This window comes from Kocuria himachalensis (genome assembly GCF_054784195.1).
The window spans coordinates 120495-130659 of the sequence record NZ_BAAGPL010000016.1; the positions used below are offsets into that span (position 1 = coordinate 120495).

The 10165-nt window shown below is 74.9% G+C and carries 10 protein-coding genes, 1 tRNA gene, 1 pseudogene and 1 riboswitch; of the genes and pseudogenes, 4 read left to right on the plus strand and 8 right to left on the minus strand.

Annotated elements, in window-relative coordinates; all coding sequences use genetic code 11:
* Nucleotides 1-32: 32 nt before the first annotated feature.
* Nucleotides 33-105, minus strand: a tRNA-Arg gene (locus ACYVM4_RS11345).
* A 63-nt stretch (nucleotides 106-168) separates the two neighbouring features.
* Here ACYVM4_RS11345 and ACYVM4_RS11350 point away from each other — a divergent pair.
* Nucleotides 169-1560 carry a DUF4031 domain-containing protein gene (locus ACYVM4_RS11350; protein ID WP_460668637.1) on the plus strand — a complete coding sequence of 464 codons (1392 nt, stop codon included), beginning with the start codon at nucleotides 169-171 and terminating at the stop codon, nucleotides 1558-1560.
* Here ACYVM4_RS11350 and ACYVM4_RS11355 read toward each other — a convergent pair.
* From ACYVM4_RS11355 to ACYVM4_RS11370, 4 genes are all read right to left on the minus strand, one after another.
* Complete coding sequence (locus tag ACYVM4_RS11355; RefSeq protein ID WP_460668638.1) at nucleotides 1478-1744, minus strand: hypothetical protein; 267 nt, start codon at nucleotides 1742-1744, stop codon at nucleotides 1478-1480. The genes ACYVM4_RS11350 and ACYVM4_RS11355 overlap by 83 nt on opposite strands.
* Nucleotides 1745-1875: 131 nt before the next feature.
* On the minus strand, nucleotides 1876-2766 hold the full coding sequence (locus ACYVM4_RS11360; RefSeq protein ID WP_460668639.1) for an NlpC/P60 family protein: 891 nt from the start codon (nucleotides 2764-2766) through the stop codon (nucleotides 1876-1878).
* A 271-nt stretch (nucleotides 2767-3037) separates the two neighbouring features.
* A complete protein-coding gene (locus tag ACYVM4_RS11365) occupies nucleotides 3038-3694 on the minus strand; it encodes a C40 family peptidase (protein ID WP_460668640.1) in 657 nt (218 codons plus the stop codon).
* A gap of 5 nt (nucleotides 3695-3699) precedes the next feature.
* Nucleotides 3700-3850, minus strand: a riboswitch (cyclic di-AMP (ydaO/yuaA leader).
* Nucleotides 3851-4275: 425 nt separating this feature from the next.
* Nucleotides 4276-4962 (minus strand): metal-dependent transcriptional regulator, encoded by a 687-nt coding sequence (locus tag ACYVM4_RS11370; protein ID WP_368822681.1) that lies wholly within the window; start codon nucleotides 4960-4962, stop codon nucleotides 4276-4278.
* A gap of 235 nt (nucleotides 4963-5197) precedes the next feature.
* On the opposite strand from ACYVM4_RS11370, the gene serC reads away from it, so the two are divergent.
* Nucleotides 5198-6337 carry a phosphoserine transaminase gene (serC, locus tag ACYVM4_RS11375; protein WP_460668641.1) on the plus strand — a complete coding sequence of 380 codons (1140 nt, stop codon included), beginning with the start codon at nucleotides 5198-5200 and terminating at the stop codon, nucleotides 6335-6337.
* Here serC and ACYVM4_RS11380 read toward each other — a convergent pair.
* The 3 genes from ACYVM4_RS11380 to ACYVM4_RS11390 all read right to left on the minus strand — a co-directional run bounded on the left by ACYVM4_RS11380 (nucleotide 6334) and on the right by ACYVM4_RS11390 (nucleotide 8626).
* Complete coding sequence (locus ACYVM4_RS11380) at nucleotides 6334-7554, minus strand: MFS transporter (RefSeq protein WP_460668642.1); 1221 nt, start codon at nucleotides 7552-7554, stop codon at nucleotides 6334-6336. The two genes, serC and ACYVM4_RS11380, sit on opposite strands and share 4 nt — an antisense overlap.
* A 53-nt stretch (nucleotides 7555-7607) precedes the next feature.
* Complete coding sequence (locus tag ACYVM4_RS11385; protein WP_460668643.1) at nucleotides 7608-8162, minus strand: DUF3027 domain-containing protein; 555 nt, start codon at nucleotides 8160-8162, stop codon at nucleotides 7608-7610.
* An 80-nt stretch (nucleotides 8163-8242) separates the two neighbouring features.
* Entirely contained in the window at nucleotides 8243-8626 is a 384-nt protein-coding gene (locus tag ACYVM4_RS11390; protein WP_368822676.1) for a cold-shock protein, read from the minus strand.
* 154 nt (nucleotides 8627-8780) lie between these two features.
* Between ACYVM4_RS11390 and ACYVM4_RS11395 the strand changes: the two genes are divergently transcribed.
* Together ACYVM4_RS11395 and ACYVM4_RS11400 are read left to right on the plus strand one after the other, a co-directional pair.
* Nucleotides 8781-9038, plus strand: a complete 258-nt coding sequence (locus ACYVM4_RS11395; RefSeq protein WP_460668644.1) for a hypothetical protein — start codon at nucleotides 8781-8783, stop codon at nucleotides 9036-9038.
* A 3-nt stretch (nucleotides 9039-9041) separates the two neighbouring features.
* Nucleotides 9042-10165: pseudogene (locus ACYVM4_RS11400) on the plus strand (hypothetical protein); the annotation flags it as partial.

The following is a 10165-nucleotide window of genomic DNA, read 5'->3' on the forward strand; positions in this document are numbered from 1 at the left end:
CCCCGGACCGTGCGGTCCGGGGCGTCCGTGCGTGCCCCCGATTGGATTCGAACCAACGACACCGGCTTTAGGAGAGCCGTGCTCTATCCCCTGAGCTACGAGGGCGACCCGAACAGTCTAGGGGGTCCCCCGGACCCCCGCTAACCGGCCGCGTCTAGGATCGGTCGCATGCCCGTCTACATCGACCCGCCGCTGTGGCCCGCCCACGGGACGCACTTCTCCCACCTGGTCTCCGACACGTCCTACGAGGAGCTGCACGACTTCGCGGACCGGCTGGGCGTGGCCCGGCGCGCCTTCGACCGGGACCACTACGACGTGCGGGAGGACCTGTACCCCGCGGCGGTCGCCGCGGGTGCGCTGCCGGTCGACGGCCGGCAGCTCACGCGCGTGCTCGTGCGCAGCGGGCTGCGCGTCCCGGCGCGGGCGCGTCCGGACCGGATCGCCCGGGTGCTGCGGCGGCGGTGGACCGCCCGTTTCCCGGCGCACCCCGAGCTGGGGGCGGAGCTCGTGGACCGGTGGAGCGAGCCGCACCGGCACTACCACGGCCCCGCCCACCTGCTGGCGGTGCTCGAGGCCGTCGACCTGCTCCGGACGGGCACCGGCCTCGATCCCGCCCGGGCCGAGGCCCTCGTCCTGGCCGCGTGGTTCCACGACGCGGTCTACCGGGGCCGTCCCGGGGCGGACGAGCGGGAGTCGGCGGAGCTGGCCCGCTCCCGGCTGCTCGCCGCCGGCTTCCCCGCACCGCTCGTGGCGGAGGTCGAGCGGCTGGTCCTGCTCACCCTCGGGCACCGGGTCGCGGACGAGGACACCGTCGGAGCGGTGCTCCTGGACGCCGACCTCGCGGTGCTCGGCGCGGACCCGGCCGGCTACGCGGCCTACGTGGCGGGCGTGCGGGCGGAGTACGCGCACGTGCCCGGCCCACTGTTCGCGCAGGCCCGGCTGCGCGTGCTGGAGGACCTCCAGGGCCGGCAGCCGCTGTTCCGGACCGCCGCGGCCCAGCGCCGCTGGGGTCCGGCGGCGGCCCGCAACCTCGAGGCCGAGATCGGCCGGCTGCGCGTCGCCGCAGAAGGGCCCACCGACGGCCTGCCGGCGGACGCCGAGGTGCTGACCATCACCGCCGTGTGCCTGCGGGACGACGACGGGGCGCTGCTGACGGTGCGCAAGCGCGGCACGGAGCGCTTCATGCTGGTGGGCGGCAAGCTGGACCCGGGCGAGTCCCCGGCGGCGGCGGCCGTGCGGGAGACGGCGGAGGAGGTCGGCCTGCGGCTGGACACCGCTCAGCTGCGCCCGCTCGGGGTGTTCGTGGCGCCGGCGGCGAACGAGACCGGCGCATGGGTGCGCTGCACGGTGTTCACGGCGCCCCTGACGGGGCGGCCCGAGCCGCTCGCGGAGATCCAGGAGCTGCGCTGGCAGCCGGTGGACGAGGACTCCCCCGGCGGGCTCCCCGCGGATCTCGCCCCGCTGCTGCGGGACCACGTCATTCCGGCGCTGCGCCGCGCTCCAGGGGGTCCGCGGTCCCGGCCGAGTCGTGCCGCCTCCGGTGGAGCAGGATCCCGGTGACCAGGCCGAGCACGATCCCGATGCCGCCGAGGACGGACAGCCACATCGCCGCGTGGCCCACGAACGCGGCGACGACGAAACCGGCCACGACGCCGGGCACGGCGCCGGCGATCATGCCGTAGGCCATGTAGGCGAACTCGCGATCGAGGCTCGTGCGGGCGTTGCGGCTGAAGTCGGTGGACATGGGCCCATTCTATCGGCCGCCCACAGGGCGCCGTGGCGGCCGGCGCGGTGGACGCCGGGACGACAGCGGGTGCGCGGTTCCCGTCTGGCCGACCAGGAACCGCGCACCCGAAGCGGTGCTCTCGCGTGCGGTCAGCGCACGCGGACGAAGACGGGGCCGGAGCCCACGTTGACGCCGGAGATGGCGGTGGTGCCGCCGTTCCAGCCGCCGTGGACGGCCTTGCCGCCACCGATGTAGACCGCGATGTGGGCCGCGCCCATGCCGCCGTCGGCGTAGTAGACGAGGTCACCGGGCTGCGCCTGGCCGGCGGAGACCTGCGAGCCGAGGCTCAGGTAGGAGGCCGGCCAGCCGTGGTGGTTGATGCCGGCAGCGCGCAGGGCGTTCGTGACGAGCGCGGTGCAGTCCTGGCCCACACCGAGCTGACCCATGGCGGCGGAGGAGATGGTCGCGCCCTTGCCGGAGGCCGAGCTCTGCGGGCTGACGGTGCGCTCAGCGGCCGGAGCGGCCTGCACGGCGGGCTTGGGGGCGGGCGCCGCGACGGGCTTCGGGGCCGGGGCCGCCTGGACGACGGGCTTCGGGGCGGGCGCCGCGGCGGGCTGGGGGGCGGGAGCGGCGGCGGGCTTCGGGGCCGGAGCGGCCTGCACGACCGGCTTCGGGGCCGGAGCGGCCACCGGGGCCGGGGCCGCCACCGCGGGCGTCGCGACGACCGGGGCGTCGACCTTCTGCTCGGTCTTCCTCTCGGTCTTCCTCTCGGTCTTCTTCTCCGCCTTCTTGTCGTCCCGCGCCTCCGCCTTCGTCACGTGGGCGACCGGCTCGAGGGACACGGTGGGCGCCGCAGTGGGAGTGGCGGCGGCGACGGCGGACAGCGGGGCGTCGGCGGAGGCGTCCTGGGCCGGGGAGGCCTGCACGGAGACGGTGGTGGCGAGGGCCAGACCGGAGAAGGCCGCCACGGCGGCCACGGTGCGGGCCTTGCCGGAGAGGAGCGAACCGATGCCGTTCGAGGGGGTCAGGTCACGAGTCATGAGGAGTTCAGGCGACTTTCTTTCGGAGCCGGGCCTGCCGGAGGGCGCGGTGACAGCACGGATCACCCCGGGCGGTGCGCGGGGTGAACCGGTGTCCGGCAGGAGTGCGTTCCGGGATCGGGAACGCAGGGCCGGGCGAGCGGAGGAGTGGGGGCGCCGTCCGTGCGGACAGCAGGCAGCACCGAGAACCGGGAGAGCGGGCCTCGGCGCGTGAGGGGGGTGATCACGGGCCGCCCGCGGCGAACGGGGTCGTCGCGGGCGGCGGACCGGATCAGAAGGTGTAGTAGCCGTCCAGCTGCATGGCGTTGACGGAGTGGACCTGGGTGCCCTGGGCCGGGTTGAGGGCGGAGATCATCTTGCCGCCGCCGATGTAGATGCCCACGTGGGCGCCGCCGTTCTGGGAGACGAGGTCGCCGGGCTGCGGGTTGGCGGTGGGGGTGCCCGCCGCGAACTGGGACCACGTGGTGCGGGGCAGGTCGATGCCGTTCTGGGCGAAGACCCACTGGGTGAAGCCGGAGCAGTCCCAGGCGCCGTAGGCGGTGCCGCCGTAGACGTAGCCCGCGCCCTGCGCCGACATCGCGGTGCCCACGAGGCCGCCGGAGGAGGCCGGGGCGATCTCGGTGGTGGCGGTGGACTGCGGGGTCACGCTCGAGGTGGCGGCGGTCTGCTGCGGGGCCGGGGCCTCGTAGGCGGGAGCGGCGGGCTGCGCGGCGACCGGAGCCTGGTAGGTGTACGAGGAGTACTGGGCCAGCGAGGCCGGGGCCGAGTAGGCCGCGCCGGTCTCGACGGGGGCCTGGGCGAAGGCCTGGGCCGGAGCCACGGAGCCGATCATCGCGGCGCCGGCAGCGGCGGCGATGGTGGTGTTGCGCACGGCGTGCGAGGTGGTCTCGGCACGGTGGCGGGCAGCGTTCAGCTTGAAAAGCGACATGGTTGAGTTCCTCCCTTTGCCTACGAGGTGAGCTGTCGGATTCGGGTGGGAGACACCCGGCCGCAGAACGCACGCGCTCTGAACGACTTAACCCCAAGGACCCGGATCACCGGGACCGAAATTGGTTCCCCCGCTTCTGCCAAGCAGTTTCTGTGTAGAGGCCACGGGCACCGGCAGAATTCGGCGATGTGCTCCGAGGGCGCCGATCCGACCAGTGATCGGCACGGGTTGAACAGTACATGACAGATTACGGAAGTGTCACGTTTTGATCACGGCCGATAACGACCGCACAACACCACGAGTCTCAATACCAGCTCATTGATCCAGGAGAGCTTACGAGTTCTCGAGTGTGACGAGCTGTGCAGGGCGTTCGGGGACCCCAGGAACCCGCGCCCCACCAGGGCGTCTCCGAGCCCGAAGCCCCGGTCGGGCCGTACTGGCGAAAAGTACCTTGTGAACGTCCACACACTTCGAACGAGCTGCTCGCCGGAGCGCTCCGAGGACACCCCGCAGGCCTTCTCCGGGGCCGCCTCCCGGACGTGGCCGCCCTGCGGACGTCACCGGGGGCGTCCGCCGGTCCCTCAGGGGGCGAGGACGCGGATGGCCGCGGCGGTGCGCAGGTCGACCTCCGCGGACCGCCCGGTGGCCGCCACCTCGATGCGCACGATCTGACCGTCCACCCGGGCCCGGACCTCCGCCCCGGTGAGCACTCCCACGTCGCTCAGCACGCCCAGGAGGTCGGCGTCCGCCTGGACCACCTCCGGCAGCAGCGCCACGGTGCGCGGCCCGTCCGGGTCGCGGCGGGCGGCGTCGAGCAGGGAGGGGTGCGCCGCGGCGGGGCTCTCCTCGACGCCGAGGGCGGCCAGACCCGGGATCGGCGTGCCGTACGGCGAGTACCGGGGGCTGTGCAGCAGGTCCATCAGCCGCCGCTCGACCTGCTCGCTCATCACGTGCTCCCACCGGCACGCCTCGTCGTGCACCTGGGCCAGGTCCAGGCCGATGACGTCGGCGAGCAGCCGCTCCGCCAGCCGGTGCTTGCGCATCACCTGCACGGCCCGCTCCCGGCCCGCCGGGGTGAGCAACAACGACCGGTCCTGGCCCACCGTCAGCAGCCCGTCCCGCTCCATCCTGGACACCGTCTGCGAGACCGTGGGCCCGGAGTGGTCGAGGCGCTCGACGATCCGCGCCCGCATCGGCGTGATCCCCTCCTCCTCGAGCTCGAGGACGGTCCGCAGGTACATCTCCGTGGTGTCGATCAGGTCGCTCATGCCTCAGTCATCCTTCGTCCGGCCGTCCGGGCCCGGGGATCCCGCCCGGTCCGGTCTTCCCGCCCGAGCTTAGTGCGAGAGCCCAGCGGCGGCCCGAACGGGAGGTGGCACCCGGGGAGTCCGCGCCCGCCGGTGGGGCAGAATGGGCCGAGGCGCGCACGGCGCGAGCGCCCCTTCGAGTCGGTCGCGCCCGCCGCACGCCACCCGCCGCACGTCACCCACGAGGGAGCGCCCGTTGCCCGCACACGTCACCATCCCCCAGCACCTGCTGCCCGCCGACGGCCGGTTCGGTGCCGGGCCCTCGAAGATCCGCCCTGCGCAGGTCGAGGCCGTCGCCCGCGCCGGGGCGGGCCTGCTCGGCACCTCACACCGCCAGGCGCCGGTGCAGGAGCTCGTGGGCTCGGTGCGCGAGGGCCTCGCGCAGTTCCTCGGCCTCCCCGAGGGCCACGAGGTGCTCCTGGGCCTGGGCGGTGCCACCGCCTTCTGGGACGCCGCCACCCTCGGGCTCGTCGAGCGGAAGGCCCAGCACCAGGTGTTCGGGGAGTTCGGGGCAAAGTTCGCCCAGGCCACCGACGGCGCCCCGTTCCTGGCGGCCTCCTCGATCGTGGAGGCCTCCCCCGGAACCCGCCCCGAGGCCCGGGCCGAGGAGGGCGTGGACGTCTACGCGTGGCCCCAGAACGAGACCTCCACCGGGGTCGCCGCCCCCGTGGCCCGGCCCGCCGGGATCGCGGACGACGCTCTGGTGCTGGTGGACGCGACCTCGGCCGCGGGCGGGATGGCCGCGGAGGTGGCCGCGACGGACGTCTACTACTTCTCCCCGCAGAAGAACTTCGGCTCGGACGGCGGGCTGTGGCTGGGCGCGTTCTCCCCCGCCGCGATCGAGAGGATCGAGCGGATCGGCGCCTCCGGGCGGTGGATCCCGGACTTCCTGCGGCTCACCACGGCGCTGGAGAACTCCCGCAGGAACCAGACCTACAACACCCCGGCGCTGGCCACCCTCGTGCTGCTCGACGAGCAGGTCCGCTGGCTCAACGACCAGGGCGGCATGGCGTGGGCCGCGGCCCGCACGAAGGCCTCCTCGGACCTGGTCTACGCGTGGGCCGAGGCCTCGTCCTTCGCGGCGCCGTTCGTGGCCCGCCCGGAGGACCGCTCCACCGTGATCACCACCGTGGACTTCGACGACACCGTGGACGCGGCCGGCGTCGCGGCGGTCCTGCGCACCCACGGGGTGGTCGACGTCGAGCCCTACCGCAAGCTCGGGCGCAACCAGCTGCGGATCGCCACGTTCGTCTCCATCGAGCCGGACGACGTCGCCCGGCTGCTGGCCTGCGTGGACCACGTCGTCGAGCAGCTCCGCGGACGGCCCGCCCGCTAGCCGGACTCCTCGACGGCTGTGCGCTCCGCGCGCAGCCGGAGCCAGACGACGAAGCCGACCAGGGCTCCGCCGAGTCCCGCCGCCACGGCCACCCCCATGCCCCAGCGCGCGCCGAGGGCGTCGGTGATCCAGCCGACGACCGGCGCCCCGATCGGGGTGCCCCCCATGAAGATGGCCATGTAGAGGCTCATGACCCGTCCGCGCATCACGGGCGAGGTGGTGGACTGCACGTACGCGTTGGCGGTGGTCATGATGGTCAGCGAGGACAGTCCGCAGGGGACCAGCCACAGCGCGAACAGCGGGAGGGTGGGTGCCGTCGCCGCTCCCAGGCAGCTGAGGGCGAAGACGGCGCTGCCCCCGTAGACGTAGCGCAGCCGGGCGCTGCGGCGCCGGGCCGAGAGCAGGGCCCCCGCCACCGTGCCGACCGCGAGCACCGAGTTGAGCAGCCCGAAGGTCTCCGGGCCCCGGCCGAACTCGGGACCGGCCATGGCGGCCAGGAACACCGCGAAGTTCAGCCCGAAGGTGCCGATGAGGAAGATGGTGACCAGCACCGCCACGATGTCCGGGCGGCTGCCCACGTAGGCCAGTCCTTCCCGGATCTGGCCCCGTCCCCGGCCGGAGCGCGGCATTCCGCGCAGCTCGTCCGTGCGGATCGCGAGGACGGCCGCGAGCATGGCACCGAAGGTCAGCGTGTTGAGGAGGAACACCCAGCCCGACCCGATCGAGGCCACGAGCACGCCGGCCACGGCGGGCCCGATCATCCGGGCGGTGTTGAACGAGGTCGCGTTCAGGGCCACGGCGTTGGAGAGGTAGGCGTCGTCGACCATCTCGGAGACGAAGGTCTGCCGCACGGGGGCGTCGAGCGTGGAGACGACACCCAGGGCGAGGGCGAAGCCGTAGACGTGCCACAGGGTGGCCGCGTCGGCCAGGACCAGCGCCCCGAGGCCGGCCGCCAGCACCGCCATGGCCGTCTGCGTCCACAGCAGCAGGCGCCGCCGGTCGAGGCGGTCCGCGAGCACGCCGGCCCAGGGCGCGAGGAAGAGCTGGGGCAGGAACTGCAGGGCCGTCACCACGCCCATGGCGGTGGCGTCGTGGTCCGAGAGCTCGTCGAAGACGAGCCACGACTGGGCCGTGCGCTGCATCCACGTCCCGATGTTGGACACGAGCGCACCCAGGAACCACAGCCGGTAGTTGCGGAACCGGAAGGACCGGAACATCCCGCGCGCGGGCTCCGGGGCGTCGTCCGTCCTCGCGGCCCCCGGCGGAGCGGTCAGGACCCCTCGCCCTCCTGCGGCGCGACGGGCCCGTCCTCGGCCGCGGGACGGTCGGCGGGAACCGGCTCGCCGCCGGATGCGCCGCCGGAGCCCTCGGGTCCGCCGGCCGCGGCGTGCTCCGCGGCCTCGTCCTCGGCCCGGTCCTGCTCCTCCTGGGCCTTCTCCTCAGGGCTCACGCGGGCGGACCACGGGACCCACTCGGGCGCCAGCAGCGCGTCCTCCCCGGGGAGCAGGCCGACCTCGCAGACCGTCACCGCCTTGCTGCGCGGGGCGCGGGCCAGGCTCGCGAACCAGTTCCAGCCCTGGTACCCGGGCAGCGTGCACTCGAAGAGGTGGACGACCAGCCGGTCCTCCTCCACCGTCACGCGGTGACCGGCACCGATCTGCCAGGGCTCCGCGATCTGCTCCACCCCGGCGCGGGCCGTGGCGACGTCGGCCACGAGCAGGGGGTCCTGCTTCGGGGCCCGCCGGCGGCGGGGTGCCGCTGCCGCCGGCTCGGGCGACGGGGGCACGGCCTCGGCGGGCGCGTCCTGGACGGTCTCCTCGGTCACTGCTGGTCTCCCTCGTGGTGGGTGCCGGTGGGTGCCGGCGGTGGGTGCTCGGGATCGGTGGTCGGACGGGCGCGGCGGCCTCAGACGTCCAGGTTGTCGGCCACCGTGCGCAGGATCGCGGCGATCTTCTTCCCGTGCGCGGAGTCCGGGTAGCGGCCCCGGTGCAGCCCGTTGGACATCTCGTCCAGGAGCTTGATGAGGTCTTCCGTGATGACCGCCATCTCGTCGGCGGGCTTCCGGACGTTCTTCGCGACCGACGGGGTCCGGTCGAGGATCCGGGCGGAGAGCGCCTGCGCCCCGCGCCGCCCCTGCGCCACCCCGAACTCCATCCGTGTGCCCGGCTTCACCGTGGTGGCACCGGAGGGCAGCGCGGAGGAGGGCAGGAACACTTCCTGGCCGTCGTCGGCCGCCAGGAACCCGAAGCCCTTCTTCGCATCGAACCACTTGACCTTGCCGGTGGGCACGCTGTCTCCCTCGTCCTCGTGTTCGTGGAGGGGTGGCCCGTCGGTCGCTGCCGCCGGGCCACCCTGTGGAACCTCCCATTCTAGCCCTGCTCCGCGGGTGGCGACCGCCGGGGCGCGGTCACCGGCACACCGTCCCGCTCGGTATTCTGGAGTCATGCCTGCTTCCGACGACCGTGCGGCCGCGCCCGTGCACCGCACTGCCCGACGCCCGGGGATCGACGTCCTCGGCGTCTGCGCGGTCGTGCTCGGCCTGGTCTGCGCCGTGTGCCTCGCCCTGCTGCTCGTGCTCAAGGCCGTCGGCGCGGACCCCTGGGACGGGCTCACGGCCGTTCCGTGGTTCGCGTTCCCCGTGGCCTTCCTGCTGTTCTGCGCGGTCCTCGTGCGCTCCCTGCTGCGCCGCCGCCGGGCCTGACCCGTGCTCCCGGACGGGCTGCTCCGGGATCTCGCGTCCCGCTCCCCCGCAGAGCTGGGCGAGCTGCTCGCCGCCCGGCCCGACGCCGCGCGCCCGGGCACGGAGTCCGTCGAGGACCTCGCCGAGGCGCTGCTGTCCCGGGCGGGTCTGCGCCGGGCCCTCGACGCCCTCTCCCGGCCGGAGCTGGACGCCGTCGAGCGCGCCGTGGTGCTGGGCCCGCCGGACGAGCCCGCCGCGCGGCTGCTGTCCGGTCCGCCCTGGGCTCGGCTGCACCGCCTGGGGCTGGTCCACCGGGACGGCGGGGCACTGCGGCTCGTGCCCGGGCTGGCGGAGGCCCTCGGCCGGTATCCGGCGGGCCTCGGCCGCCCGCGGCCGGTGCTCGCCGCCCTCGCCGCCCGGCTGCGCGGCGAAGCACCCGCCGCGCCGGGTGCCGGGGCCGGGCCCCGCACCGCCGAGGAGCTCGCGCAGTGGCCCGCCCCGGCGCGGGAGGTCCTCGAGCGGTTCCGCTCCCGCCCCGTGGGCGCCCTGCCCGACGCCCTGCGCCGTGTCGACCCGGCCGCCGACGCCGGCGCTCGGCCCGTCGACTGGCTCCTGGCCCACGACGTCCTCCTCCCCGTGGACTCCCGCCACGTGGAGCTCCCCCGGGAGGTCGGCCTGCTGCTGCGCGGGCCCGACCCCTGGGCCGCGACCTCCCCGGAGCCGCCGGTCCCACCGGCGGCGCGCGTGCCCGACCGGTGGCGGGACAACGCCGCCGCGGCCGCGGTCGAGCAGCTGCTGCGCCGGACCGCGGCGCTGCGCGCCGAGCTGCGGGCCCGGCCGCTGGCCACCCTGCGGGCGGGCGGGATCGGCGTGCGCGAGCTGCGCCGGCTGCGCTCGGCCCTGGGGATCGAGCACGCCGAGCTCGTCCGTCTCCTCGGCCTGGGCGAGCTGGCCGGGCTCGTGCGGCTGGACCCGGACACCTCGGCCTGGCGCCCCGCGCCGGCGCCGTTCGAGGACGCCGAGCGCACCGTCCAGTGGTGGCACGTGGTGCGGTCGTGGCTGGCCTCCGACGTCGTCCCCTCCGCGGTGGGCCTGCCCCTCGCGGACGGAACGGTCGTCGGGGTCCTCACCCGCGGCACGCACGCCCC